Annotated in this window: 25 protein-coding genes; 11 read left to right on the top strand and 14 right to left on the bottom strand. The window is 42.3% G+C overall.

Annotated features, from left to right (window positions below):
* Positions 1 to 550 precede the first annotated feature (550 nt).
* Both AACU32_RS00325 and AACU32_RS00320 read right to left on the bottom strand, forming a co-directional pair.
* Positions 551 to 838 (bottom strand): Mo-dependent nitrogenase C-terminal domain-containing protein, encoded by a 288-nt coding sequence (locus AACU32_RS00325; RefSeq protein ID WP_096596769.1) that lies wholly within the window; start codon positions 836 to 838, stop codon positions 551 to 553.
* A 308-nt stretch (positions 839 to 1,146) separates the two neighbouring features.
* A complete protein-coding gene (locus tag AACU32_RS00320; RefSeq protein ID WP_096596767.1) occupies positions 1,147 to 1,731 on the bottom strand; it encodes a TetR/AcrR family transcriptional regulator in 585 nt (194 codons plus the stop codon).
* A gap of 115 nt (positions 1,732 to 1,846) precedes the next feature.
* Between AACU32_RS00320 and AACU32_RS00315 the strand changes: the two genes are divergently transcribed.
* Positions 1,847 to 2,590, top strand: coding sequence for a 3-oxoacyl-ACP reductase family protein (locus AACU32_RS00315; protein ID WP_096596765.1), 744 nt, complete (start codon positions 1,847 to 1,849; stop codon positions 2,588 to 2,590).
* A 733-nt stretch (positions 2,591 to 3,323) separates the two neighbouring features.
* Here the strand turns inward: AACU32_RS00315 and AACU32_RS00310 are convergent.
* On the bottom strand, positions 3,324 to 4,544 hold the full coding sequence (locus tag AACU32_RS00310; protein ID WP_339377359.1) for an RNA-guided endonuclease InsQ/TnpB family protein: 1,221 nt from the start codon (positions 4,542 to 4,544) through the stop codon (positions 3,324 to 3,326).
* Positions 4,545 to 4,948: 404 nt separating this feature from the next.
* On the opposite strand from AACU32_RS00310, the gene AACU32_RS00305 reads away from it, so the two are divergent.
* Positions 4,949 to 5,236 (top strand): hypothetical protein, encoded by a 288-nt coding sequence (locus tag AACU32_RS00305; protein WP_096596761.1) that lies wholly within the window; start codon positions 4,949 to 4,951, stop codon positions 5,234 to 5,236.
* Positions 5,237 to 5,448: 212 nt separating this feature from the next.
* Here AACU32_RS00305 and AACU32_RS00300 read toward each other — a convergent pair whose 3' ends face one another.
* The gene (locus AACU32_RS00300; RefSeq protein ID WP_339377358.1) at positions 5,449 to 5,778 is read right to left on the bottom strand and encodes a hypothetical protein; all 330 of its coding nucleotides are present in this window, start codon (positions 5,776 to 5,778) and stop codon (positions 5,449 to 5,451) included.
* Between the two features lie 27 nt (positions 5,779 to 5,805).
* On the opposite strand from AACU32_RS00300, the gene fghA reads away from it, so the two are divergent.
* From fghA to pabB, 6 genes are all read left to right on the top strand, one after another.
* The gene (gene fghA / locus AACU32_RS00295) at positions 5,806 to 6,648 is read left to right on the top strand and encodes an S-formylglutathione hydrolase (protein WP_096596759.1); all 843 of its coding nucleotides are present in this window, start codon (positions 5,806 to 5,808) and stop codon (positions 6,646 to 6,648) included.
* A 537-nt stretch (positions 6,649 to 7,185) separates the two neighbouring features.
* Positions 7,186 to 9,399 carry an alpha-glucan family phosphorylase gene (glgP, locus tag AACU32_RS00290; RefSeq protein ID WP_096596757.1) on the top strand — a complete coding sequence of 738 codons (2,214 nt, stop codon included), beginning with the start codon at positions 7,186 to 7,188 and terminating at the stop codon, positions 9,397 to 9,399.
* Positions 9,400 to 9,599: 200 nt separating this feature from the next.
* Entirely contained in the window at positions 9,600 to 9,704 is a 105-nt protein-coding gene (locus AACU32_RS00285; protein ID WP_339377357.1) for a helix-turn-helix domain-containing protein, read from the top strand.
* A gap of 39 nt (positions 9,705 to 9,743) precedes the next feature.
* Positions 9,744 to 10,151: a hypothetical protein gene (locus AACU32_RS00280; RefSeq protein WP_339377356.1), complete on the top strand. Its 408-nt coding sequence runs from the start codon at positions 9,744 to 9,746 to the stop codon at positions 10,149 to 10,151.
* Positions 10,152 to 10,194: 43 nt separating this feature from the next.
* Entirely contained in the window at positions 10,195 to 10,989 is a 795-nt protein-coding gene (locus AACU32_RS00275; protein WP_096607796.1) for a Tab2 family RNA-binding protein, read from the top strand.
* 515 nt (positions 10,990 to 11,504) lie between these two features.
* Positions 11,505 to 13,670, top strand: a complete 2,166-nt coding sequence (gene pabB / locus AACU32_RS00270; RefSeq protein ID WP_096596756.1) for an aminodeoxychorismate synthase component I — start codon at positions 11,505 to 11,507, stop codon at positions 13,668 to 13,670.
* Between the two features lie 213 nt (positions 13,671 to 13,883).
* Here pabB and AACU32_RS00265 read toward each other — a convergent pair whose 3' ends face one another.
* The 4 genes from AACU32_RS00265 to AACU32_RS00250 all read right to left on the bottom strand — a co-directional run bounded on the left by AACU32_RS00265 (position 13,884) and on the right by AACU32_RS00250 (position 16,803).
* On the bottom strand, positions 13,884 to 14,870 hold the full coding sequence (locus tag AACU32_RS00265; protein ID WP_339377355.1) for a class I SAM-dependent methyltransferase: 987 nt from the start codon (positions 14,868 to 14,870) through the stop codon (positions 13,884 to 13,886).
* A 410-nt stretch (positions 14,871 to 15,280) separates the two neighbouring features.
* A complete protein-coding gene (gene grxD / locus AACU32_RS00260) occupies positions 15,281 to 15,604 on the bottom strand; it encodes a Grx4 family monothiol glutaredoxin (RefSeq protein ID WP_096596752.1) in 324 nt (107 codons plus the stop codon).
* A gap of 147 nt (positions 15,605 to 15,751) precedes the next feature.
* On the bottom strand, positions 15,752 to 16,009 hold the full coding sequence (locus tag AACU32_RS00255; RefSeq protein ID WP_096607794.1) for a BolA/IbaG family iron-sulfur metabolism protein: 258 nt from the start codon (positions 16,007 to 16,009) through the stop codon (positions 15,752 to 15,754).
* Between the two features lie 194 nt (positions 16,010 to 16,203).
* On the bottom strand, positions 16,204 to 16,803 hold the full coding sequence (locus AACU32_RS00250; protein ID WP_096596750.1) for a hypothetical protein: 600 nt from the start codon (positions 16,801 to 16,803) through the stop codon (positions 16,204 to 16,206).
* Positions 16,804 to 16,976: 173 nt separating this feature from the next.
* On the opposite strand from AACU32_RS00250, the gene AACU32_RS00245 reads away from it, so the two are divergent.
* The gene (locus tag AACU32_RS00245) at positions 16,977 to 19,079 is read left to right on the top strand and encodes a S8 family serine peptidase (RefSeq protein WP_096596748.1); all 2,103 of its coding nucleotides are present in this window, start codon (positions 16,977 to 16,979) and stop codon (positions 19,077 to 19,079) included.
* A 306-nt stretch (positions 19,080 to 19,385) separates the two neighbouring features.
* On the opposite strand, the gene AACU32_RS00240 is transcribed toward AACU32_RS00245, so the two are convergent.
* The 5 genes from AACU32_RS00240 to grxC all read right to left on the bottom strand — a co-directional run bounded on the left by AACU32_RS00240 (position 19,386) and on the right by grxC (position 21,867).
* Positions 19,386 to 20,189 carry a 1-acyl-sn-glycerol-3-phosphate acyltransferase gene (locus AACU32_RS00240; RefSeq protein ID WP_096596746.1) on the bottom strand — a complete coding sequence of 268 codons (804 nt, stop codon included), beginning with the start codon at positions 20,187 to 20,189 and terminating at the stop codon, positions 19,386 to 19,388.
* Positions 20,190 to 20,300: 111 nt separating this feature from the next.
* The gene (tadA, locus tag AACU32_RS00235) at positions 20,301 to 20,786 is read right to left on the bottom strand and encodes a tRNA adenosine(34) deaminase TadA (protein WP_096596744.1); all 486 of its coding nucleotides are present in this window, start codon (positions 20,784 to 20,786) and stop codon (positions 20,301 to 20,303) included.
* A gap of 143 nt (positions 20,787 to 20,929) precedes the next feature.
* Positions 20,930 to 21,142: a DUF6887 family protein gene (locus AACU32_RS00230; protein WP_096596742.1), complete on the bottom strand. Its 213-nt coding sequence runs from the start codon at positions 21,140 to 21,142 to the stop codon at positions 20,930 to 20,932.
* A complete protein-coding gene (locus AACU32_RS00225; RefSeq protein ID WP_339377354.1) occupies positions 21,139 to 21,348 on the bottom strand; it encodes a DUF6888 family protein in 210 nt (69 codons plus the stop codon). The genes AACU32_RS00230 and AACU32_RS00225 overlap by 4 nt, the downstream gene beginning before the upstream one ends.
* Positions 21,349 to 21,540: 192 nt before the next feature.
* A complete protein-coding gene (gene grxC / locus AACU32_RS00220) occupies positions 21,541 to 21,867 on the bottom strand; it encodes a glutaredoxin 3 (RefSeq protein ID WP_096596740.1) in 327 nt (108 codons plus the stop codon).
* A 238-nt stretch (positions 21,868 to 22,105) separates the two neighbouring features.
* Between grxC and AACU32_RS00215 the strand changes: the two genes are divergently transcribed.
* Complete coding sequence (locus AACU32_RS00215) at positions 22,106 to 22,885, top strand: class I SAM-dependent methyltransferase (RefSeq protein WP_096596738.1); 780 nt, start codon at positions 22,106 to 22,108, stop codon at positions 22,883 to 22,885.
* 246 nt (positions 22,886 to 23,131) lie between these two features.
* On the top strand, positions 23,132 to 23,668 hold the full coding sequence (locus tag AACU32_RS00210; protein WP_096596736.1) for a hypothetical protein: 537 nt from the start codon (positions 23,132 to 23,134) through the stop codon (positions 23,666 to 23,668).
* A gap of 310 nt (positions 23,669 to 23,978) precedes the next feature.
* Here AACU32_RS00210 and AACU32_RS00205 read toward each other — a convergent pair whose 3' ends face one another.
* The gene (locus AACU32_RS00205) at positions 23,979 to 25,130 is read right to left on the bottom strand and encodes an extracellular solute-binding protein (RefSeq protein WP_096596734.1); all 1,152 of its coding nucleotides are present in this window, start codon (positions 25,128 to 25,130) and stop codon (positions 23,979 to 23,981) included.
* Positions 25,131 to 25,583 lie beyond the last annotated feature (453 nt).

The raw sequence follows: 25,583 nt of genomic DNA, 5'->3' as shown, positions 1-25,583 counted from the left end.
CTCACCCCCAGCCCCTCTCCCCAGGGGAGAGGGGAGCTAGAGATTCAATTCCCCTTCTCCTTGGGGAGAAGGGGTTAGGGGATGAGGGCGTGGGGGATTTGTACAACGCTTGCCCGATATAGCTTTCGGCTTAAGTTGACACCTATGGGCAGTGCCATGCCCCTACCATCTGTCGCATTCTTTTTTCAAATTGGTATTAGATGATATTCATGCCTTTTTACATCAAAAGCCCAGTCATCATGACCGGGCTTTTGATGGGGTTATATTTCCCCAATAGCTAGTTATAAAAGTTACCTATAAGTTGTTTTCTGCTGCAACTACCATACTCAGATAAGTAACTACAGAAACCAACTGACTGTATTTGCCTATATTCTACTGAGGGGCACACTCTTTTGAAATAAGAGAATCTACTGAATTTTTCGAGAAACTATTTGCAATCTATGTGAATTTACAGTGATTGCTTAAGTGTACCCTTGTGTAAGACAGCATTAGAATCCATCTCCAAAAATATCGTCGGGATATCCTTTCTAGTTGTTGATGAAACCTATAATTAGCAATATTTTGTCACATCCTCACCACATACATCTACTAAATATGATAAACACTTAAAACGAAGACCAATGACTTCTTCATAAAAGGGGTTCAGTTTACACAGAGGTGGGATCTGAAATATTGTATGGCCTAATATTGTGACTGTTTTTGCAAAAGGACAATGGGAGGGGATGATTTTGCATAATAGTTTAGCCAGATTATAATCATGTATTTCTATCCCATCAATTTGAGAGCGTAGCTGGTTTAATAAACTGTGATTCAATTGACCTTTATTTAATAAATTCATTGCTCAAATTTCCTTCATCAATTTGTTGCCCCTTTAAAACTACAACTATCTTCAGAGAAAAACATCGTATAATTACCAAACTATTTTTTCTATTTTTAAAAATTGATTTTTAATTCAGTAAAATTACGGAGAAAGTAAAACCTGACCAAAAAGGAAGCCTGGGGAAGCTTGGGTGCTTGCAAGTCCCTAAATTTGTCGGACAGTCATCGCATCCGCAAAGGCACAATCACCTGCTTAAACGCTGTTGCAGAGTCAGCAAGCTTTGAGTCTGTTGAAACCGCACAGTCAAAGTGTTGCACTGTGGTCTATCACCCTGGTAACGCTCGCAATGCCATCTCTGCAACTCGTTGCAACTCCTCGCGGCTGGCACCACTGGCTGCTTGGACTGCCATTCCATGAATGATTGTCGCGAGGTAGCTTGCCATATCTGCGGGGTCTGCATCGGTTGGTAAGTCACCTTCTAAGATAGCTCGCTTCAAGCGCTGGTGGATTGCCGCTTTACCCGCAGCACGGCGCGCTACCAGTTCCCGGCGGATGGTGTCGGATTCTTCCGAGCAAGCGATCGCACCCTGGACTATCAGACATCCGCCTGGGTTGCGTGGGTCAGTTAGCAGATCGATAGCTCCACTGAGCAGCCGTTCAACAACAGCCCGTGCAGTTGGCTCGGCGATCGCTTCACTGATGTAGGATGCTGGCCCCTCGACGTAGCGATCCAGTGCTTTGCGAAACAAGTCTTCTTTGTTACCAAAGGCCGCATACAGACTGGGGCGAGTGATGCCTAAAGCCTCAGTCAAATCTGACAGAGAGGTGCCTTCGTAACCTTTGCGCCAGAACACCTTTAGTGCCTGGTCTAAAGCTTTATCAATGTCGAAGAGCCGAGGACGACCGCTCATTAGAGTAATTTCTGATTATTATACCTATCGATATATTAGCCTAATTGACTTGCTTTTTCAAGTAAGCTATACTTTATCTACCGAACGGTATAAAACACATTTTACTAATCCAATCATGGCAAATAAACTAACAGGGAAAGTTGCATTGATCACAGGCGGATCGCGTGGTTTAGGAGCAGCGATCGCCAAACGTCTCGCCGATGATGGCGCAACAGTCGCCCTCACATACACCAGTTCGCCACAAAAAGCCGACGAAGTTGTGCGCACCATTGAATCAGCAGGTGGTAAATCTCTGGCTATCCGCGCCGACAGTAGCGATGTCGCAGCAGTGAAAAACGCCGTCGCCGAGACAGTGAAAGCCTTTGGTCGTCTTGATATTCTTGTGAACAATGCGGGGGTTGCTGTCTTAGCCCCAATCGACCAATTCTCCCTAGATGATTTTGATCGGCTGGTTGCAGTTAACATCAAGGGTGTGTTTGTCGCCACCCAAGAAGCTGTTCGCCACATGGGCGAGGGCGGGAGAATCATCATGATTGGTAGCATCAACAGTGACTCCGTTCCTTTTGTTGGCGGCTCTGTTTACGCCTTAACCAAAGGTGCGATCGCCAGTTTTACTCGTGGTCTTGCCCGCGATCTGGGATCTCGCGGTATCACAGTCAACAATATTCAGCCCGGCCCCATTGACACCGACATGAACCCAGCGAACGGCCCCTTTGCTGACAACTTGAAACGAATAATAGCCCTCGGTCGCTACGGACAAAGTGACGAGATTGCAGGTATGGTTTCCTATCTTGCCAGTAGCGAGGCTGCTTACATCACTGGTGCCAGCTTGAACATTGATGGTGGCTTCACAGCTTAGAGAGAAAGCAGGGGAATGGGGGAAAGGGGAAGAAGGATTTTCATTTTAACTATATTATTGGCAAAGTGTTGCGATACCAGTTTCTTCAGAGTCCTGAGTGCTCAGTCTTCTGTAATCTCGCTAGTGGCGCGATTCGTTGGTAAACTTTCCTTCATTTCCCAACCATCATTAGGAGCGATCGCTTATTTTAAGAACTTACAAAAGAAGCAATCGCCCTGAAGCAAATCACCAAATTAAGCTATCTGCTTGACTCCATATATATTTTTTGACAAGTTTTACAGGCTGCGATCGCAATTTGAAACTGTTCTGCATCTTTAAGAGTTTGAGGATTCTTGAAAAGTAGATCATAGTGCAGGCGATCGCTCAAGCATCTGAAATTTCCAGTAGCCGAAAGTGCGTGAAGCTCCCAAAGGAAATCGCCCCTCATATTTAGCAGACATACGCGTAGCGTTGGCTCAGCCTTTGCCAACGAGAATAGCTATTTTCTCGTTATGTTCTTGAACACGAGTAATCAAAGGAAGATTTACTTTTGTTTACCAATTTATGGTTGATTCAGTAGACTTCTTGCAGAAGTGGGGAAAAGGGTAAGAAAAAACCCTTTCCCTTTCACCTTTTCCCGTTCTCCCCTCTTGTAAACATATTTTTGCAAGAGGTCTAGGTAGTTGCTGAAAGCATATAGCAATCCTAAATGATTTTTTTAACTTCCGTAATTTTCTTGAGGGAATGCGGTGAACTACCCAACACCCATCTGAGTACAGATAGGGTGTGGGCTTCCGGTTTCATCGACAAATGCCTTTCCACCTTGCGGCTTCTTGGTCTTACTTCGCCTCAACTCGGCAAGAACGGGGTTCCCTCCGTCCAGAGATAATATCCGAATACCTTCTGTTCTGATGTTCTGGCTGGCGTTAGAGTCCCTATCGTGATGAGATTTACACTTCGGACAATCCCACTCTCTGATATCTAGCGACAACTTATCAACAACATGACCACAACACGAACAAGTTTTTGAACTGGGGAAAAATCTATCTATTTCAACAAGCTGACCAAACGAGTCTTTTAACTTGTAATCAAGGAAATTGATGAACATCCCCCAACCTACATCGGATATACTTTTAGATAGCTTCCGGTTCCGTACCATTCCCTTGATGTGAAGGTTTTCCACAACAATAATTTGACTTTCATTAACCAACTTTCTGCTGAGTTTATGCAGAAAATCTTGACGGGAATTTGATACTCTCTCGTGAACCTTCGCCACTAGTTTTTTGTGTTTGTGTCTTGATTTACTCCCTTTGACTTTACGGGCAAATTTTTTCTGTTTCCGGGATAGATTTCTCTGGTGACATTTCAGGTGTTTAGGGTGGGAATACTTAGTAAATCCTTCCCCGTCATGGACAATGGCAAAATCCTTTAGCCCAAGATCAATACCGAGTATTTTATCTCTACTTAATTTATCGTTGCTGCATTCAACCTCAACCAGAATTGAGGCAAAGTACTTGTCAGTAGCAGTTTTACTGATGGTGACAGTTTTAATTATTCCCTTAAATACTCTATGAAATACGGCTTTAACTTCACCAATCTTAGGAATCTTCAGATTATTATCTACAACAGTGACGTTTTGCGGATACTGAATAGACTGCTTATCAAATTTTGATTTAAACTGAGGAAATTTAGCTCGTCCATCAAAAAAGTTTTTGTAAGCTTTGTTTAGGTTAATAGCTACGCACTGCAAAACTGACGAATAGCAATCTTGCTTTAACCAAGGGTACTCCAATTTTAACCGAGGCAGTAAACCCTTGTACACACTCATCTTTAATGACTTTCCAGTTGGTTCATAGTTTTGAATGCAAGCATTAAGTGCATAGTTCCAATACCACCTTGCACAGCCAAACGATCTGGCTAGACTTTCTCGTTGCTCAGTTGTTGGGTATAGCCTGACCTTAACTGCTTTCAACATTTTTAATCACCTCCTTGTTATCTGATAATATCGCAAAATGTAGGTAATTAGTGGGTACAAAAATGAAGGCAAAATGGTTTAAAATGCGAATGAGTGAACGCAGATTAAATAAGCTACGACTATATGCAGCAATAAAGGATACGACAATGACTCGCGTTATTGAAGACCTTATTGACTCATTAAAAATCCCTGAAATAGGCAATTCGTCATCGACCAACATTGCTGATTAAACTGCGTTTAATGCCGCTTGTAGGTCAATTCCTCATTGCCCATAATTCATCCCACGCTCCCCTGAGTACAGGGTGAAACGTGGGGCTTCTTCTGCTCCAGCTCAAAAATCCTACTTATCAGATTGATAATCATCAAACCGATATATCATAAAGATAGCTTTACAAAAAGATACAATGATAGAACGCCCAATCAAGAAATCGGATCGTCCGTCTCAAGCAAATACTGACAACAATGCGGAAAATTTGGATTCTGTGCTGCCTACAGATTCCAATCCCACAAAATCAAAACCAAGAGGTGATCGTTCCTCTGGTAAAGGAAAAAAAGCGTCTTTTGGTGATGAAAGCAGGCAGCAGGTTAGTCCTGCACTAGTCCGTGGTCCGAAACCCGTTCAACCTAAAATCAATGTCAAAACAGAGCCGGAAACAGAATCAGAACCTATCTCTGAAGAATCTCAAGATTAACATATTACGGAGGAGCTAAGTAGCACATAATTAGTAAAAACAGATAAGCTGAGAATTAATCAGCTTTCATCTCCAGCCTAAGAGTGCTATCTTACCTAATTGCTGGCTATTGATACCAAGAACATTGAAGCGTTGAATTATTATAAACCCTTGACATCTCCCCTGGTTGAAACACAGGGGATTCTAAACGCATGTTGCTACGCAGGCTGAAGCTATGCTGCGCAACGTTTACGATATGATTTATTTAATCCCTTAAACAAATCAACTCGTCTTGGGAGTGTCAAGGCTCCCCTACCCAACTTGGCTAGGCTAATGCCTAGCTGTGTGGCTACTTTTCTCAAAATATTTGCTGCACCATTACAGTCAGCATTAATCAGCAATCCTGTAGAAGTTTTGTAAAATCCACGCTTCACCCTTTGTCCTGACGGTTTCCATACGTTGGGTTTTTCACCATGTTTAGGGAGGCTATCGCAGGCAGTAATTTCGCACATTTTGCCAATATAGTAATTGCGATCGCACAATCCCTGAAAAAACAAAAACACCAGGAAATATCAGTCAATAGGGTTTTAATGACTAATCTCAAACTAATCTCAGAATATCAGTGCTTTGGTGGCAAAGTCGGCTTTTACTCCCACCCTTCCTCAACTTGTAATGGAGAAATGCGCTTTGCTGTTTATCAACCACCGCAAGCTACTACTGAACCTGTACCAATTCTTTATTTTCTCTCCGGTTTAACTTGTAACGAAGAGAATTTTATGGTGAAAGCCGGGGCGCAACGTTACGCTGCGGAGTATGGTTTAATGCTAGTTGCACCAGATACGAGTCCTCGGAATACTGGTATTCCTGGGGAAGATGATGATTGGGATTTTGGCACAGGTGCGGGTTTTTATGTAGATGCGACAACAGAACCGTGGAAAGCGCATTATCAAATGTATAGTTATGTTGTGCAAGAATTACCTGCTATAGTTACCGCCAACTTTCCTACGCTAGCTCAAAAGCAAGGTATTTTTGGTCATTCAATGGGAGGACACGGGGCGCTAGTGTGTGCAATGCGTAATCCGCATCTGTATAAATCAGTCTCAGCCTTTGCACCGATTACCGCACCTATGCGTTGTCCTTGGGGTGAAAAAGCATTCAGTCGTTATTTAGGAAGTAATCAAGAAGCTTGGCGTAGCTATGATGCTAGCGAATTAGTTAAACAAGTAGGTTATGACAATTTTATTCTCATCGATCAAGGGACTGCTGATAAATTTGTCACAGCACAACTACTACCAGAAATATTTGCGCAAGCTTGTGCGGAAGCGAAACAACCCTTAAATTTGCGTTACCAACAAGGCTACGACCACAGTTATTATTTCATCGCCAGTTTTATAGAAGATCATATTCGTCATCATGCGATCGCTTTAAGATAATTTGTCAATTGTCATTGGTCAATTGTCATTTGTCCTACTTGTCCCCCTTGTCCTCCCGAAGTTCTGTTCGTCGAAGACGTTGGCGTTCGCGCAGCGTCTCCCCTTGGGAGAAGCCAGACGCTCGTACCTCGCTACCGCTTCGCTAACGCCGGACGCCGGCGCTCAGACTTCTCTCCTTGTCCCCCTTCCCCCGGTCGCCGAGAGGAGCCGTACGCGCAGCCCCTCTCAGTATTTCACCGGAGAAGATATGCAATTGTGCTTGATTATTACGCTTATTAAATAAATATTAATAATCTGCGGTTTTATTTAAAATAACGTGATTGAAATTGATGAAAAAAATACGCAAAAGCAGAGATAATTTTTAAAAGCTAGAAAAACGAAAAACCATTCATTTGGCTGAGGTTTGATGTTGATAAACTGCTCCGACTTCAGGGAATAATTTACAAAAGAAGACTCGGTTGTCATCAAATTGCAGCGCAATTGTTGGGAAGCAGAAGTTAAGTGAAAGAAAAAAAGTAAGAGAGTGTTTAGAATTGTATGGCTAATAATAGTGCTATGACCGCAGCGCTACGCTTAAGCGAAAAGTTGCCCTTTCCATTGAAGCGTTTGGCAGATTTAGCTTATAACTATTGGTGGAGTTGGAGTGGCGATCGCATTGCGTTATTCCAAAGTATCGATCCCCAAGAGTGGGAACGCTGTGGACATAACCCAGTGGCAATTTTAGAGTCAGCAAGTTACGAACGTCTCACCCAATTAGCAGAAGATCCTTTTTATCTCAAGCAAATCTCGGCTTTAGCCCGTGAGTTTGACCAATACATGCAGCAAAAAGATACTTGGGTAAGTGGTGTTGCACCGCAACTAACTAAAGAACACCCAGTAGCCTACTTTTGCGCAGAATTTGGCATTCATGAATCCTTACCAGTCTACTCAGGCGGCTTAGGGATTCTCGCCGGGGATCACCTAAAATCATCCTCAGATTTGGGCGTACCAATGGTGGGTGTGGGCTTGTTGTATCGCCAAGGTTACTTCCGCCAACGCTTAAACCGTCATGGTTGGCAAGAAGATTACTATATTGACAACCCCTTTTTGCGGATGCCAATTGAGTTAATTAAAACTCAAAATGGGGAACCGTTGATTATCCAATTAGAAGTACGCCAACGGCTGGTGAAAGTCCAAATTTGGCAAGTACAAGTAGGGCGAGTCACATTATATTTACTAGATAGCGATCGCGAAGACAATGACCCCATTGACCGCTGGTTAACTGGACACCTCTACGGCGGTAACTTAGAAACCCGCATCGCCCAAGAAGTAGTATTAGGTATTGGCGGTGTCCGCGCCTTAGAAGCTTTGGGAATTAAACCTGCTGTCTATCACCTCAACGAAGGACACGCGGCTTTCTGTACATTAGAAGTTGCTCGTTTGGAAATCGAACGGACTGGTAAATCTTTCTATGACATTGAAGCCACAGTCCGCGATCGTTGTGTATTTACCACCCATACCCCCGTTCCCGCCGGACATGATGTTTTCTCCCCGGATTTAATTGATTCCTACTTTGCCCAATACTGGCCGCAATTGCGCCTTTCCCGCGAACAATTTCTGGCATTAGGGGCCAGAAGACTGGGCGATCCTTGGGAACCATTTGGGATGACTGTTTTGGCTTTGCGGATGACTCGTGCTTGTAACGGTGTCAGTGAATTACACGGCCAAGTTTCTCGTAAAATGTGGACAGTGCTTTATCCCCAACTTTCAGAAGATAAAGTCCCCATTGGTTACATTACTAATGGCGTTCATGCACCCACTTGGACTGCGCCTTTGTTAGCTGACTTATACAATCAGTATTTAGGCGAAGATTGGAAAACTCGCGCTATGAACCCCGAAATGTGGGAAAAGGTTGACGAAATACCTGATGAGGAACTATGGTGGCGACATCGAGTTCTGAAAGAAAGACTGATTGCCTATACCCGTTATAAAGTTAAAAAAGCCCGAGAACAACGGGGTGAAAGTTACGAAGCTATTCAAGCTGCTGACACCTTGCTTGATCCTGATGTATTAACTATTGGCTTTGCGCGACGTTTTAGCCCTTACAAACGCGGCGATTTAATTTTACGTGATGCCGAACGGGCATTAAAGATTTTTGGTAATGCCAACCGTCCAGTACAAATTATCTTTGCAGGTAAAGCCCACCCAGCCGATGAAGAAGGTAAACGAATTATCCAAAGATTGATGGAATGGTGTCACCATTCAGCAATTATTAACCGAGTTGCCTTTATTGAAGATTACGACATTTACACCGGACAAAAACTCGTGCAAGGTGTAGATGTTTGGCTGAATAATCCCCGTCGTCCTCTAGAAGCTTCCGGTACAAGTGGACAAAAAGTCTGCTTTAACGGTGGCTTGAATTGCAGCGTCCTTGATGGCTGGTGGTGCGAAGGCTACAAAGCCGATAGCAATGGTAAAGGACTTAACGGTTGGGCAATTGGTGAAGATGCCCACACTAGCGATCAAGAATTACAGGATCGCATAGATTCGCGATCGCTTTATCAACTCCTAGAAGAAGAAATCGTTCCCCTGTACTACGATCAAAATTCTCAAGGTGTTTCCCAAGGTTGGGTGCAGATGATGAAAACATCAATTAAAACAAATTCCCCACTGTTCAACACCGATAGGATGATTGCCGACTACGTTTCTCAGGTGTATGTCCCAGAAATTGCTACCCGTGTAGAACCAATTTTGGCGAAAGTCCTAGTTTAAAAAGTTTGCTTTCCTGGTTTTGATTGAGGGGTGGGGTTGCTCACCCCTTTTTTTGTCTATCAGAACATAGTGGGAGCGTTTCATCCCCTGAGATTTATCCAGGGGATGAAACGCGACTCAACAGGATTTATCCTGTTGTTTCCCTTAATCATCATCACTTTCTACAAAGCCTAATATAATTTTGTAGGAGGTAATAAATAGTGTTAACCCTGACTTACGAATACAAAGCCAATCCTAAAAACGAGCAAATCAAATTAATTGAACACACACTTGATGTTTGTCGGCAAGTGTGGAATTTTGCTTGACGCGAACGCAAGGATTGGCTTAATTCTCGCAAGTCACCGATGAATGCTTGTTCGATCACCTGTGAATATATCATCCCAGCAGATGCACCATTCCCTAATTACTACACCCAAGCTAAATCCTTAACAGACGCTAAAGAGCAATATCCAGAATTAAAAACTGTAAATGCTCAAGTCCTCCAGCAAGTATTGCGAAAACTAGAAACTGCATTCGTTGACATGAAGCGTAAAGGGATGGGTTTCCCGCGTTTCAAGGATAGATACAGAATGCGCTCTTATGTTTATCCGCAGCTAGGCAAGGGTAAATTTATTCGGGGTAATCAGATTAAGTTGCCCCAATTGGGTTGGGTATGTTTGTTTTCCCGCCAAATCAAACAGCCACTTTTTACGATGAACCAGAAACAATTTTGCCAGTTTCAGAATTTGCTAAAGATTTCCATCTTACCGTAGAAAGCTTGTTTGCTTGGTTGCGGGAATGAGCTATGCTGAATTTATGAAAATTTGGCAAGCTGATTTTTACCGCAGTCCGCAACTAGATACTGCTGGACAAAATGTCTGGGAGTTGTTGATTTGTGATGCGACTCGCAACTTAGAGTATGTCGCTACCTGTCCCCAAAAAGAAGCGAATTCAACTTGGCTGAGTGCGCAAATTCAACTAGCCGCTGGTGAACAATTGCCAGATATAATACAAATATTTCGTCCGCAATCTTTAAGTTTAATTGAGGCCGCTGGGCGTAATTTAGGTATTGCTGTCGAACCTACCCGCCGGACTTTGGCTTTGAAGCAGTGGTTACAAGAAAAACAATCATCCACAACCATAGATAAACCACCCCCCGTACCTTTACCAGAGAATCTTTGGGGAGAACAATGGCGTTTTGCAACTTTGAGTGCTTTTGATGTAGAAACAGCATTTAGCGATCGCCCGATTCCAATTCTACATCTCCCAGAATCTCTTAAACCCCTAAATCTCGGTTTATCATCAACAACACCAATTCCCGGTGTAGTGATTTACGGTGGTAGACAATCAATGCGGTTAGCCCGGTGGTTACACGAAGCCCGTCCTGTAGAGTTGAATTATGTTGCTGGCGCGCCCGATGGCTTGGTATTAGAAGCAGGATTAGTAGATAGGTGGATTGTCGCCACCTTTGAAGATGCAGAAGTTGCTGCTGCTGCTAAACTTTATCGACAGCGTCAACAACTCAGTCACGGACTACACTTTTTGTTAGTGCAACCAGACGATTCTGGGATGACTTACAGTGGCTTTTGGTTGTTGCAAACAGAAGATTAACTTAGGGATTTGGAAATAAAAAACTCCACCCACGGATCGGAGTTTTGTAGGGGCGGGGTTACCCCCATACGTGTCAACTTAACATGAAACCCTTGCCAAAGCTTGATTTTGAATTAAATCGCTTAACATCAAGATCCGCGTTACCCCACCCCGGCTTTGCTGACGCAAAACCTCCCCTCCCCGTTTACGGGGAGGGGATTGAGGGGTGGGGTAAAATGCCTGTGGAATAAGCGTTTTAACTTAAGTTGACACCAATGGGTAACCCCGCCCTTACAATTTGGGATAATTTATTTTTTGGTATTCTCTAAACTTTCTGCAAGCGATCGCCTGTTTTCAGGAAATGCAAGCATACATGTAGAATCCAACCGGATGTATTTTAATAGTCAAGATATTCGCTCAATGCTGCAAAACTATCTGGAAATATTAAAACAGACAATAACTGAATACTTTCACTCCCATCTTTGGAAATTCCATATATCAAATCTAATTATCTATTGCTTACCGAGATTAACAAGATGAAAACCCTAATTATTGATAACTATGATTCTTATACCTTTAATCTTTACCAATTAATTGCAGAAGTTAATGGGGAGTATCCCACTGTAATTTATAACGATCGATTTGCATGGGATGAAGTGAAACAGTGGGAATTTGACAACATTGTGATTTCACCAGGGCCTGGTCGTCCGGAAAACTCAAAAGATTTTGGAATTTGTCGTTTAGCTATTCAAAATACTCAAGTACCGCTTTTAGGCGTTTGTCTGGGACATCAAGGACTTGGTTATGTGTTCGGCGGAAAAGTTATTCATGCGCCTGAAGTTCGACACGGTCGGCTGAGTCAGGTTTATCACAATGGGACTGATTTGTTTGCGGGAATTCCTTCTCCTTTTTCTGTTGTGCGCTACCATTCCTTAATAGTTGCAGATGACTTACCAGACTGTTTAGAAAAAACAGCGTGGACAAATGACAACCCGATCATGGGAATGCGCCATCGTTCTTTACCGCTATGGGGTGTGCAGTTTCATCCAGAGTCAATCTGCACTGAATATGGACAAACCTTATTTGAGAATTTTCAAAAGATTACCCGAAAATTTGCCCAAGAGCGCCATAAAACTTCCCAAAAACAGTATTGGACAGGAAATAGCAAAACTGCTCCCATACCTTCAAGTTCTTCTGCTCAAAAACAGCAGCAGAAATTTGAACTTTGCACGCGCCAGCTAAATCTGAGTCCTGATACTGAGCAGATGTTTGTGCATTTGTTTGGTAACTCGCCAAATGCTTTCTGGTTAGACAGTAGTCGTGTTGAAACTAGTCTTTCTCGCTTCTCGTTTATGGGAGATAGTAGTGGCGAAAACAGTCTGCTGATTCGTTATCAGACGCTAACCCAAGAACTCACTGTGACAAAATCTGATACCATCAGCCGCAGGGAAGAGGGAATTTTTGAGTATCTCAAGCGGGAACTGGAACAGCGACACTGCACATCTGAAGAGCTACCCTTCGATTTTAACTGCGGGTTTGTGGGTTACTTTGGATATGAATTAAAGGCAGAATGTGGATCTCAATTAAAGCACCCTTCTACCTTACCTGATGCCATGTTTTTGTTAGCCGATCGCACGATCGCAATTGACCACCAAGAGCAAACCCTCTATCTGCTTTGTCTAGTTCAGCAGGGACAATACGACTTAGCACAAGCCTGGTTTGAATCGATCGAACAACAGATTGAGAACCTTCCTTCTCTCTCGCCTATTGTCATTGAGAAGAAACAGACACCTGTAATCTTTCGATTAAGTCGGTCAGAAAAAACTTATCTGAATGATATTGAAAAATCTTTGCAGGAAATTCACGAAGGAGAAACTTATCAAGTTTGTTTGACAAACCAGATTCACACAGACACGACACCCGATCCACTCTTCTTTTATCGGACATTACGCCAGATAAATCCTGCGCCATACTCTGCATTTTTGCGCTTTGGTGATGTGGCGATCGCTTGTTCATCCCCAGAACGATTTCTACGCATCGATCGCCAAGGTTGGGTAGAAACAAAGCCCATCAAAGGAACACTACCACGAGGAAAAACACCAGAAGAAGATTTTATCCTGCGTGAACGATTACGCCACAGCGAAAAAGATAGAGCGGAAAATCTGATGATTGTAGATTTACTCCGCAACGATCTGGGACGGGTATGTGCAGTGGGTACTGTTCATGTTCCTAAATTGATGGATGTGGAAACCTATGCCACAGTACATCAACTGGTGACGACGATTCGCGGTCAATTACGCGCCGGAATGAGCGCCACAGACTGTATTCGTAACGCTTTCCCTGGCGGTTCCATGACAGGCGCTCCCAAACTGAGAACAATGGAGATTATCGATCGATTAGAGCAGGAAGCACGGGGAGTTTATTCAGGAGCGATTGGCTTTTTGGGATTGAATGGTTCAGCTGATTTAAATATTGTCATTCGTACTGCTGTGCTGACTCCAGAGCAAACCTCAATTGGCGTTGGCGGTGGTATTGTGGCACTTTCCGATCCCCAGATGGAGTTCCAAGAAACACTGCTGAAAGCAAAAGCATTGATTCATGCCATGATGCTCACAACACATGGAGCCTTTGATCCTAACCACTATTACATCCAAGGAATAGAAACAGAAGTTTCTGATAGCTATCAAAAAGTGCGGGCATAGATGCTTAACAATTCAAAATTCAAAAATAAATCTAATTCAAGTAATTCAGAAATTTCTTGGATTCTGTGAACAGTTGCCAATACTTTTTGAGCGGGTAGATGATTGGATTCGCCTTCACAGATTACCGTTATGAATAAACAACTGATTTTTGGAACACTAGGACTCTCTGGCACTTGCTATGAGCGAGCAACTAACGCTTACAAGGAAAAATTGTTACGCATCTTTTTTGATTTTTATTACTACTTGTCTAATATTTAGATCCGAGTGATCCTCGGTTATGTAATGACACTTGTGAGAAACATAATTTTCGGCAAAATACTCGGACAATGGTATTTTGAATCGTTTTAATTTTTTGACATATTTTGAAAATATGACATGATCAATATAATATGAATTATGAAGCATTCTTCCCTCATGATTTAAACCAGGTTCCTTAATAGGTTTTTCGGCAACAAATAGAATTTTCTCTATCTTTCCATCATTTATTTCCAGCCGCGAATGTATACTCTCTAAATCGTATCTTCTTTGATAAAAGACGGCACCATCAGCATTAGTGGCAGACTTCCAATAAAAGGACTTGGAAGATATCCATTCTTCAACATAGTTACTAAAAGCTGGTAAAGTTATGACTGCTATACCACCTGGTTTTAAAACTCGTAATATTTGCTTTAATGCTTCTGTATCTCCATTGTATGGGATATGTTCTAAGACAGATATACTGAAAATTTTATCGAAATAGTTTTCCGGATAGGGAATGATTTTTGTTGCATCAAACACTTTTGTTTCAATGTTCAATCCAACCTCTTGTTTGAATATTTCAAAATCATTGACAAAGTAATTTTCTAGATCAGCAGCTACTACGTTAGTATATCCAGATAAACTATAATAAAGCGCCAAAAGTTTAGGACTAGATACATCTAAAATTAGCTCTTCTTTTTTGGCATCTAATAAGAGCATTGTCAGAGGTATTTCCATAATTCTGGCATAGTTCATTGGACTATATAACCATGTCCTAAAATGCCCGGTTTTTCTGACATTTTGATTAAAAATATTATTAAAGATAAAAGGTGATATAACTTTTTCTATCTTTTTTTGATGAAGACGTACTGAATCTATGATATTTAGCATTTGACTCTTTCTATTTTTAGCTAAAAGGATGTTTGCTCCCGTATTGTGCGAATCGGATTCACGGCTACACAAAAGAAGTCAGCCTGCTATTTGGAAGACTAACACAATATCAGTAATCAGACCGGAAGTCCGCTAGGAAAAATAAATCTGTGGAGTAGATGCTTTATTTAGATAGATATCACACCAGTTACTTGCCCCAATCAAGGCAAAGACCAGTTATGCTCATTTAAAATTTTTTAATAAGTATTCACTACTGAGCATACATCGGTAAAAACCAAAACAATACCGTAGTCGCTAGCGCTACGTTATTAATGGGTGATTTAAACTATGTCTATCATATATCAAATTTAATATCAATCCGGCGGAGTCGGTAATGATAAAGCTATAGTAACATTTTTTTGTCAATGCGTACTTTCTATAAAAACCCCGCACCACCTTTCGTGATGGTGCGGGGAGAATACACTAGAAAAGAGTCAGAAGATTTAGGAAGCTAGAGCTACTGTCACTAATTCCTGTAATTCACCTTTTTGGTACATTTCAATTAAGACATCGGAACCGCCGATGAATTCGCCGTCAATATACACTTGGGGAATTGTCGGCCAGCTGGAATATTCTTTAATTCCTTGACGAATTTCGGGGTCTGAGAGAACGTCAAAAGTCTCGAAGGGAACACCCAAGGTATTCAGAATCTGTACAACGTTGTTGGAGAAACCACATTGAGGCATTAACTTGTTTCCCTTCATGAAAACAAAAATTTTGTTTTGTTCTACTAAGTTGTCAATTTTTGCTTTGAGTTCTGGTGTCATGGTGTTTCTGTTTCCTACTTTTGCTTATAGTCGGGAGTAGTCAGCGCCTGTAGCGATCGCAATTTTAGGAGCCAGTGCGCCCTTGCGGGTTTCCCGCGTTGAAGCAACTGGCGTGCGACTGAGTTTCAACAGTCTGTATTTAAACTGCTAAGAAGCGGCTGTTGTCTGCCAAACTTCAGGAGTATAAGTTTTGATTGCCAGTGCATGAATCGCTTCAGTTGACATAGCTTCCTGCAACGCACCGTACACTAACTGGTGTTGTTGCACCAGTCTCTTACCTGCAAACTGCGATGACACTACTGTCACTTGATAGTGGTCACCACCACCAGTCAAATCTTGCACCTGAATCAGTGCATCTGGGAGTTCCGCTTTGATCATTTCCTCAACCTGCTGCGGACTAATCATCGCATTTCCTAAAAAAACTTCTTTTCTATTATTAACAGATAGAGAGCGATCGCCTTTACCACTGGCAATTTTTGGCAAGGTTAAGGAACGAGACGCTCTAGGCACTGGTTTTCCATCATCCCCAAAATGATGGGAGATAAATACATTCTACCATTAAGCCATGCCCACAAAACGGCATCTTGGCGCTGGTTTGCTTATTTTTGCGAAGAAGATGAACCACCGCCTTGTCGGGGATAGGGTGCATCCACAAAGCCTAACTCATATAGCTGTTGATAAGCTTTCTTACCCAATTCCCTTGTGGGGTTTTGACTCTTGATAATTTGGATCAGCAAAGGAACAGCTAATTCTGATTGATTTTGTGCCCGATGTACCAATGCGAGTCTATAGGTAGCTTCATCTCGCAATTGGGCGCTATCTTTGGCTTTTTGCCGCTGAGAATCAGAAACTCTGTTGTCAATTCCCGAAAAACTAGCGTTGAGATCCTGATAAAAATTAGATAGCTGATTAAAAACCTGACGTGCTTCTTGGAGTTTTTTGGCAGCTACATCATAATTTTGAGCAGAAACAGCAGCTTCGGCTTCTTTGAGAAGACGCTGTCCACTTTCAATACTTAATAGGGTAGTATTTTGGGTGACAGGACGCAGGTTGTTGGGATTGTTGGGGTCAATCGGTTGTGGTTGGTTATTGCTTGGTAAATTGATTACCTGAGCATGAGTAGGTGATAGCAGACTAAGGGTTGCTATGAGTGATAAAGAAGTGAGGCGAATCCAGGGAACAGCAGCGGCTAGGTTCATGGGATCAATTCGTGCGACAAATATATAAAAAGCAAATGGAAACTTCGGGTATCTTACCTCTGTTTTTCTCTTTGACCAAGCAAAGCAACATACTAAGTTTCTGTGTTTTAGACTGAAAATCAGGCTAATGGAGTTCCCTTAACTTTTAATCATACTATGTATAGAGTGTTCCTATGAATGATCCCGTTAATTCCGCCAATTCTGCCAACACAGGTATTCCCGCTAGCAATCTGGGAATGGTATTACAACGCGGTGGTGAAGAATTAATTTTAGAAAAGGCTTTGGATCGTTTCAGTGTCCGTCTTGTTGGCGATCGCCCTTCTCAGGTATTATCTCAGTTTGGTTGGGGGACTTGGCAGCGCAGCATTCCCCAAGCACGGCTAGAACTTTTTACAGTCGCACCCAATCAGTTAGAAAAGGCAATGTCCCAAGCCCGTGCTGAGGAAAATGTTGCTTTTGCTAGCCATATTTACAAACTCAAAGATAATCCCGGAACTTTTGTTTATCTCAATGACCAAATTACAATTCAATTTGCCACTGATGTTGATCAGCCTAGGATAAATGCTCTAGCTACGACATTCAACCTAGTCCAAGAAAAACCAGTGCTTGGTTTGCCTAATACTTTTGTATTTACTGTCAGTAAACAAGCCACAGAAAATCCCATTAAAATTGCAAATCAATTGCAAGGACTCAAGGAAGTATTAGCTGCTGAACCGAATATCCTGGTGCGCCAGGAAACTCATTATAAACCCCGTGACCCGCTTTATACCCAGCAATGGTATCTTAACCACAGTGGCGGTAACCAATTGGCAGTTGGTTCTCATATTTCTATAGAAAAAGCCTGGGATATCACTCGCGGTGTCCGTTCTGTGGTTGTGGCTGTGGTAGATGATTCTTTTGATTTAAACCATCCCGATTTTCAAGGTAGTGGTAAAATTGTTGCCCCTAGAGATTTAAAAGAAAATGACTTTTTACCTTTACCCGATCAAGAAGAAACCAGCCACGGTACAGCTTGTGCAGGGATAGCTGTAGCCGAGGAAAATGGTAAAGGAATTGTGGGAGTTGCGCCTGGTTGTGCTTTAATGCCAATTCGCACCACTGGGTATTTAGATGATGAATCAATTGAGGATATCTTCAATTGGGCAATCGACAAAGGCGCTAGCGTGATTTCTTGCAGTTGGGGCGCATCGGCTGTTTATTTCCCCCTGTCTTTGCGTCAACGCGCTGCTATTACCCGCGCTGCCACCAAAGGGCGCAATGGTAAAGGCTGTGTGATTTTGTTTGCGGCGGGGAATGCTAACCGCCCAGTTGATGGTACTGTTTACGAGCGCAATTGGCCAAAGAATTTGCTATCAGGTAATACAGATTGGCTCAGTGGTTTTGCGGTACATCCTGATGCGATCGCTGTCGCTGCTTCTACGAGTTTGAACAAGAAATCAGCTTATAGCAATTGGGGTAATAATATAGCAGTATGTGCCCCTAGTAACAATGCTCCTCCGGGGATGTGGTTTCAAGAAGCTGGGTTTATGGAAACACAACCAGCGATCGCCACTTCTCTTTCCGGCCTAGGAATGCTCACCACCGATCAATTAGGCGCAGCAGGTTACGATCAAGGTGACTTTACCCGTACCTTTGGCGGTACTTCTGGCGCTACACCTGTAGTCGCCGGTGTGGCAGCATTGATTTTATCAGCAAACCCTGACTTAACCGCCCAACAAGTCAGGCGGATATTACAAGAAACCGCTGATAAAATTGTGGACACTAACCCTGACCCCCAATTGGGTTTACGTGAAGGAACTTACGACAGTAATGGTCATTCCCAATGGTTTGGGTATGGGAAAGTGAATGCAGCTTCATCTGTACAAGCAGCACAGCAAATGCGTACAGGCGCAGCAACTTCTAGCAAGCAAATCAAGGGGAGAAATGATAGCCCCCTAGGGATTCCAGATAATAATAGACAGGGAATCAAAAGCGCGATCGCCCTGGACGAAGCCAGTCCCATCCAAGATATTCAAGTTACCGTTAACATCAGCCACGATTTTTTAGGCGATTTAGAAATTTACTTAATTGCACCCAATAATCAACAAATTTTATTGCAAAATCGCACCCTAGGTCGCCGTACAGCTTTACAAACAACATATACAGTGCGATCGCACCCAGCCCTCAAACAATTGCTCTCCTCCTCAGCTAAAGGACGTTGGCAATTATGGCTAGTCGATTATGTACCACAGGATGTTGGTCAATTGAATAGCTGGGAATTAAATTTGAGTATTTAGTCATTTGTCATTCGTCATTTGTCATTTGTCAAAACAAAGGCAGATGGTGAGGCACTGCTTTTCTTCGGTCAAGGCTTAATATAGCGATTATCGGTTGAGTCCAATACACTCGTAAGGGCGAACGGCCGTTCGTCCCTACACGCGACGATATAATTTTGTATTGCTTCCAACTGAAAACGGCTATATTCAACGATTAAGTCTTAGTCTTCAATGGTTAAGGGTTATTAGACATTATTACTTATTGCCACCTGACAACTGACAACTGACAACTGACAACTGACCAATGACAAATGACCAATGACAAAATTAAGAATTAGGAATCTCTACAAATGTATGGTTAGTAATTTCTGTTTCTTGGTGACTGAGTTGTTGCAAAGCTTTGGCTAAATCGTTAGTTAAGCATTTAGCATTTTGTTTGAGACAACCATGACTGTAATCTGCAACCTTGATTGCTGGGGCGATGTGAATAATCACATCCGTACCCCAATTTGGATAAGTTTGGCTGTAATGGATACTAATAGGTATAATTTTAATTCCCAAATCTGGCTGAGTCGATTCAGCACTCAAAGCCAGACGCGCAATTCCCGGCTTTAAAGGGTGAACTTGACCATCACGGTAAATACCACCTTCTGGGAAAATTACCAAGGTTTTTTTCTGCCCAAGCAGCTCAACTCCATGCCGTAAGGTAGTAATTGATGGGTGTTTAATATCAACAGGAAACCCCCCTAAGCGTCGGACAAACCAACCTTGCAAACCTTTGCATTCGCTACTAGTCACCATAAATCGCAGGTCGTTTTTTTTGTGACAAGCGATCGCCGCATAGGGTACAAGCAACGCATCCCAACGCGCACGGTGGGTAGGAGCAAGAATCATAGGCCCAGATTCAGGAATATGTTCTTGTCCAATGATTGTAATTCGTCCAAAGAACGTTGGTACAAGTAAGTGCCGTCCTAATAGATACGCCAGAGGACCTAACCAAGGAGAAACCCGCGAATTCGTAGAGGTAGTATGAGCCACCGGGATATTTGCGGGGGTAGTTGCGGGGGTAGTTGCGGGAGTATTTGCTGGTTTTTGCTGGTAAGTAGGGTTAGCAGAGTAAATTTCCATCATGCTGGTGGCTGCTGATTGTCAGCTAAAATGTGACGAAACCTTGATTAGTTACACCGTAATTTTTCTTTCATCACTTGTGTCCTACCTATTGGACAGTTTCGTCTCTGTCTGCTAATTTCGCTTATCACGTCGGGTAGCAAACCAAGCTTGCAATTGCTGACGACAAGCAGACTCTAAAACGCCTCCAATCACTTTTAGGCGGTGATTAGAGGCTGCACTATCAGGGATGTTGGTAACAGTACGAATTGCACCAGTTTTGGTATCGTCTACTCCATATACCAGCAATCCAATACGGGCGTGTATAATAGCACCCGCACACATTGGGCAAGGTTCTAAAGTTACGTAGAGCGTGCATTGATTGAGATGCCAATTTTGTAAAATTCTCCCAGCTGCCCTCAAAGCAATAATTTCTGCGTGGGCTGTGGGGTCTTTGTCGCGTTCTTTGCGGTTTTCACCCTCCGCCAGCAAATTTCCTGCAACATCAATAATCACTGCCCCTACAGGAACTTCTCCGGCTTCACCTGCTGCTTGTGCCAATTCTAAGGCACGACTCATCCATTGTCGGTGAACAAGATAATCTGGGTATTCAATTAACATCAGATTATTAAAAATAATTATTATAGATAATATCAAGTCTGCCAATTATGGATATTGAATACTAGCGATCGCCCCAATGTTGAGCAATCAAGGTGCGAGATCGTTCCGTTGCAACCCTTCTTCCCCATGTTCTGAGACTGGTTTTATCCTTGTTGGCGTTGCTGCTCTAGATGCTGGCGGTGAATTTCGGGGAAATTCTCTAAATCTTCTAATGACTTGGGTGCTGGGTAAACTTTGGCGTTGGGGTTTTGGAACCTGTCAATGTAGATTTGAAGTGCTTCTTCATCTTCCCTATGCTCAAGGATATATTGACGAAACTCGGGACGGGTCATTGCTGTGAAATCACGCTTACTCATAAATACCTCCAATATCCATTGGTGTTAATGATGATTTCTGTTTCTTCCCCAGCTAAGATAAATACGTCTTTTGTCCGGCTATTTACAGTTACTAAATATATTGGTACATACATTTGAGTTAATCTATAGCTGAGAATGAAACAGACTTCGATTTGTTCTGGCGTTGGCATATCCTTAAGCGCACCCTGTTGCCAATTGCTAACCAAACCATTTTATTGTTCTTTACTACTTCCAGATTTCTGATTTTTTCACTTTTAGCCGTCTCCTGAAGCGATGTCTTCTCTAGCCTACTCTGCTGAAGTGCTGATTACAGGTTGTCATGACAAAGCCCACCGTAGCGGGCTGATTTGATTTTTATTTGCGGTTATAGCTGGGAGTATTTAACTAACCTGGAGGTGCTAATTTTGTCTATAAACGGCTGTTTGAGCTAAGAGAGGGTCGAGTTGACCTTGGGTATCCAATTGATAAAGATCATCACAGCCACCAACATGTTGATTATTAATGAAAATCTGGGGAACTGTACGGCGTCCGTTGGCTCGTTCTGCCATTTTTGCTCTGGCGGCTTCGTCACCGTCGATTTTGTATTCCTGAAATTGAACGCCTTTCCACCAAAGTAGCATCTTAGCGCGGATGCAGTAAGGGCAAGTTTGCCAAGTGTAGATTTCAACGTTAGCTTTTACTTGCTCTGGATGTCGGTTTAATAGAGGATTGAGAAAATTCAGCATATTTGCATGTTATCGCTTTTTGTGAACTGTCTCTAGCTTAAATTATATGAACTACTCACCCCAGGGAAAGTGCGATCGCATCATCGGCTTACAAAGTGCGAATAAACTTACAGGCGTGGCGATTTTGTAATATTTGTCACAAAAATTCGTAATATTGCGAATAAAAATTTGTCTATTTTCATGTGATATTTATTATGACAATTCATACTTAACGCTCCCGTTGTGGAATTTCCTGTCTATGAATAGTATTTCCATACCTACACATAATTGGAATAGTGGTTTGTATGAGGATAAACACGCCTTCGTGTGGCAGTATGGTGAGGATTTATTGCAATTACTTAACCCGAAAGCAGGGGAGTTAATTTTAGATCTCGGTTGTGGAACCGGACAACTCACAGAAAAAATTGCCCAAACTGGGGCCCAGGTGATGGGAATTGATAGCGCCGCCACGATGATTGAGAAGGCGAGACAAAATTATCCCCAGATTGAGTTTGATGTTGCTGATGCTAGGAACTTTCAAGTAGAAAAGCCATGCGATGCGGTGTTTTCCAACGCTGTATTACATTGGGTGAAACAAGCAGAACAAGCGATCGCATCCATTCATCAAGCACTCAAACCCGGTGGGCGGTTTGTGGCAGAATTTGGTGGGAAGGGGAATGTGGGGGCTATTGTCACAGCTTTAGAAAATGCGATCGCCTCTATGGGAATTCACCAACCACAAACACTCAATCCTTGGTACTACCCCAGCATTGGTGAATATGCTACTCTCCTGGAACAACAAGGTTTTGATGTCATCTATGCTAGCTTGCGCGATCGTCCCACTCCTCTAGCAGACAAAGAAGCAGGCTTAGCCAACTGGATTGAAATGTTTGCCGGCGCATTTTTTGTCGGAATATCTGCTGAACAAAAAACACAAATAATTCGTCACGTAGAAGAACAACTCAAGCCAACTCTTTATCAAGATGGAACTTGGACAGCAGACTACCGAAGAATTCGCATTCTAGCTATCAAACTTTAGATAAATATCATAAAAATATCTACCAGTGGTCAGCGATCAGTGGAAAAATAAGTAAGCTAATGCGCGTCTAAATTGCATAACTACTAATAAGGGCTGTTAACTGTTGACTGTCAAAGGTCAACTGTCAATAGCCCTGAGGATGGATTGTGAAACTTAAAAGCACAATAGCTTAACATCTGTCCAAGTAAGATATTCAACTAAATTCAAAAACAACTGACAACTGACAAGCGAAACACAATAAAAACTATGCTTATCCAAAAAAATTCTGGTTGCAAAACATCGCTACCACTATTATTAAGTTTTAGCCTAGCGATGATTTCTCTTGTACCAATACGACCTTCACTAGGGGAAAATTCCTCTATACCAAAGCCTTCTAAGGCACCTTTAGAACTCAGCTTATTAACGAAACCAAAAAGTAATGTGGTTACAGCTACTACGATTAACCAAGGAAATTTAACCGTTCCTAGATTATGGCGGGCACAAAATAGCGCCGAGAACAAGCTATTAGCTAATTGGATAGCATATCCCGCTTCAGTGCTAGAACCTGCGCGGGTAGATTTAGTAGTTAATCAGCAAATTTGGAGTTTATTAGATTATCTAGAACGCTACGACTTTATCAATCGTTTGGGTACTGCGGCGAGAAGGGATAATTATAATGTTCGCGTATTTAATTATCAGGAAGAACTGTTAGGAAGCTATACTTGTAACTTTAGTATTAGTCCAGCTTTATGTAATATCAATATGCCTAGTCAGAATAAGTTTGGTTGGCGACGTTCTTCATGAAGGATGAAGGATGAAGTATGAAGTATGAAGGATGAAGGATGAAATTACTAAATAATCTTCGTAATACCAATTTACTATGAAGATGCATATAATTAGCCTGCTCTGGCAGGCTTTGTATGTATAGCCCCACCCTTATAGGGTGAGGGCGATAATGTGCAGCCTCACATAGAAATTGGTATAAGTTGTCAGATGTCAATGGTCAATAGTTAATAGTCAGTTGTATTTCTTATCCCCAGTCTCTTTTACCCAGAAGCGTTGGGAGATTTGGCAATTGATTTTCATCCTTCATCCTTCACATTTCATCCTTCATTTATCCTTTCTGAATTAAGGCGAACAAATTCTCATACTCTTTTGTTGCTGATGGAGATAAAGGAAGTAAAAATTCACTTTTAGTGAAAACTTCACGATTGTTTACTAATATATTTCTTAATGGTTCCTGAATTTCTGATGAGGTAATATTGGGCGCAATTGGTGAATTAGTTTTGCTCAGCACAGAAATATCCTTTGCGATCGCCGGCTGCAAACAAAAATCAATCCATTGATTTGCTAAAGTGTCTTTGTCAACGCCAGTTGGACGTACCCAGAGATCAGCCCATAAGGCGGTTCCTGACTGGGGAATAATGGCTGTTAAGTGCGGATAACTCGCCAGCACTGGGATAACATCGTCAGACCAGCCAACCGCCAGCCAAGTGTCCTCAATAATTAAAGGTTCTAAGTAGGTCTGGGAACTGTAGAACTTGACTTGTTGATTTAAGGTGCGTAGTTCTTTCTCCAATTCGGGAATTTGGTCAAGTTTCTCTGTATTGTAGGATTTTCCTAATTTCTTTAAAACCAGACCAATCACTTCTCGTGGTTGATTGAGTAGAGAAATCCGCGATCGCACTTCATCTCGCCACAAATCACTCCAATCTTGCGGTGTCCATCCTAATTGTTGGAACTTTTTCCGGTTATAAACAATCACCGTACTACCCCAACGGTAAGGAACAGCCCAAACTTTTCCTTGAGAATCAAGATTACCTTGGTCGTTGCGCCTTACTAGTTGCTTCCAGCGATCGTCCAAATTCGTCCACTGTTTAATCTGCGGTTCATTGATTGGTTGAATTAGTTTTTGCTCAATTGCAGATTTTAGCCAATAATCCCCCAATGTCACTAAGTCCGCGATCGCTGTTTTTTGGTCTTGCTGCCAAGGGATTAAGCGCCGCCATCCTTGTTCATCTTTAGATTCTGGGGGTTTGTGCCAATTTTGCAATTGTTTATATAAATCTTGTATCTGCCCTACAGGAGAAAACTTTAACTGCGGCTGTGGTTGTAAGGCTTTCTGAAATTTATTAACTACCTGACCAGGGATAGAACCTTTTAATAGCTGTACTTTCAGTTGCGTCTTGTTGTTACCACTACAGCCAATCAGCAGTTGTGAAAGTGCTAATGTACCTGTGGCTAATAAAAACGAGCGGCGATCCATCGATTTTGTATATGAAGTTCTAGATTATATAGCAATCCTAAATCAGTTGCCAACAAATGTATTGCGCTTGGCGTGTCAGTGGTCAGTTGGGGCGGGTTTATTTAGATCATCGTTAATCAGCGAGAAATATTTGTAAACCCGCCCGTACAGTTGTCGGTTGTTTTGATGAAAGTTTAATGGTTCATACCTTCATGCGCGGGTTCACAGATATCCTAATTCATTAACAAATATCCAAATAAACCCACCCCTACACAATCATTTAAATAAAAACTTAGATCCTGGGGTGGAGTTTTTTTCTATATAATTGCTAGATCCTACCTGCGGTAGATGGCGCTCTTCAGTTTCCCTTGCTTCAATAGGGTAAATATATCCTATCCTGGTAACGATTTTACTTTTTAATTTACTATTTTGAATTGCTTTTTTTTCAGTGAATTTTTTCGGAAATCCTCAGTT

Origin of the sequence: Calothrix sp. NIES-2100 (assembly GCF_963875285.1) — a bacterium.
Classification (GTDB): Bacteria; Cyanobacteriota; Cyanobacteriia; order Cyanobacteriales; family Nostocaceae; genus Aulosira.
Note: the sequence above shows the minus strand (reverse complement) of the source record. Positions and strands in the feature narration are given on the sequence as shown.

What these genes read in the sequence shown, in the direction of transcription:
- AACU32_RS00325 (WP_096596769.1), bottom strand. Translation starts at nt 838, where the DNA reads ATGAATTTATTAAATAAAGGTCAATTGAATCACAGTTTATTAAACCAG.
- AACU32_RS00320 (WP_096596767.1), bottom strand. Translation starts at nt 1,731, where the DNA reads ATGAGCGGTCGTCCTCGGCTCTTCGACATTGATAAAGCTTTAGACCAG.
- AACU32_RS00315 (WP_096596765.1), top strand. Translation starts at nt 1,847, where the DNA reads ATGGCAAATAAACTAACAGGGAAAGTTGCATTGATCACAGGCGGATCG.
- AACU32_RS00310 (WP_339377359.1), bottom strand. Translation starts at nt 4,544, where the DNA reads ATGTTGAAAGCAGTTAAGGTCAGGCTATACCCAACAACTGAGCAACGA.
- AACU32_RS00305 (WP_096596761.1), top strand. Translation starts at nt 4,949, where the DNA reads ATGATAGAACGCCCAATCAAGAAATCGGATCGTCCGTCTCAAGCAAAT.
- fghA (WP_096596759.1), top strand. Translation starts at nt 5,806, where the DNA reads ATGACTAATCTCAAACTAATCTCAGAATATCAGTGCTTTGGTGGCAAA.
- glgP (WP_096596757.1), top strand. Translation starts at nt 7,186, where the DNA reads ATGGCTAATAATAGTGCTATGACCGCAGCGCTACGCTTAAGCGAAAAG.
- AACU32_RS00280 (WP_339377356.1), top strand. Translation starts at nt 9,744, where the DNA reads ATGAATGCTTGTTCGATCACCTGTGAATATATCATCCCAGCAGATGCA.
- AACU32_RS00275 (WP_096607796.1), top strand. Translation starts at nt 10,195, where the DNA reads ATGAAAATTTGGCAAGCTGATTTTTACCGCAGTCCGCAACTAGATACT.
- pabB (WP_096596756.1), top strand. Translation starts at nt 11,505, where the DNA reads ATGAAAACCCTAATTATTGATAACTATGATTCTTATACCTTTAATCTT.
- grxD (WP_096596752.1), bottom strand. Translation starts at nt 15,604, where the DNA reads ATGACACCAGAACTCAAAGCAAAAATTGACAACTTAGTAGAACAAAAC.
- AACU32_RS00255 (WP_096607794.1), bottom strand. Translation starts at nt 16,009, where the DNA reads ATGATTAGTCCGCAGCAGGTTGAGGAAATGATCAAAGCGGAACTCCCA.
- AACU32_RS00250 (WP_096596750.1), bottom strand. Translation starts at nt 16,803, where the DNA reads ATGAACCTAGCCGCTGCTGTTCCCTGGATTCGCCTCACTTCTTTATCA.
- AACU32_RS00245 (WP_096596748.1), top strand. Translation starts at nt 16,977, where the DNA reads ATGAATGATCCCGTTAATTCCGCCAATTCTGCCAACACAGGTATTCCC.
- AACU32_RS00240 (WP_096596746.1), bottom strand. Translation starts at nt 20,189, where the DNA reads ATGATGGAAATTTACTCTGCTAACCCTACTTACCAGCAAAAACCAGCA.
- tadA (WP_096596744.1), bottom strand. Translation starts at nt 20,786, where the DNA reads ATGTTAATTGAATACCCAGATTATCTTGTTCACCGACAATGGATGAGT.
- AACU32_RS00230 (WP_096596742.1), bottom strand. Translation starts at nt 21,142, where the DNA reads ATGAGTAAGCGTGATTTCACAGCAATGACCCGTCCCGAGTTTCGTCAA.
- grxC (WP_096596740.1), bottom strand. Translation starts at nt 21,867, where the DNA reads ATGCTGAATTTTCTCAATCCTCTATTAAACCGACATCCAGAGCAAGTA.
- AACU32_RS00215 (WP_096596738.1), top strand. Translation starts at nt 22,106, where the DNA reads ATGAATAGTATTTCCATACCTACACATAATTGGAATAGTGGTTTGTAT.
- AACU32_RS00210 (WP_096596736.1), top strand. Translation starts at nt 23,132, where the DNA reads ATGCTTATCCAAAAAAATTCTGGTTGCAAAACATCGCTACCACTATTA.
- AACU32_RS00205 (WP_096596734.1), bottom strand. Translation starts at nt 25,130, where the DNA reads ATGGATCGCCGCTCGTTTTTATTAGCCACAGGTACATTAGCACTTTCA.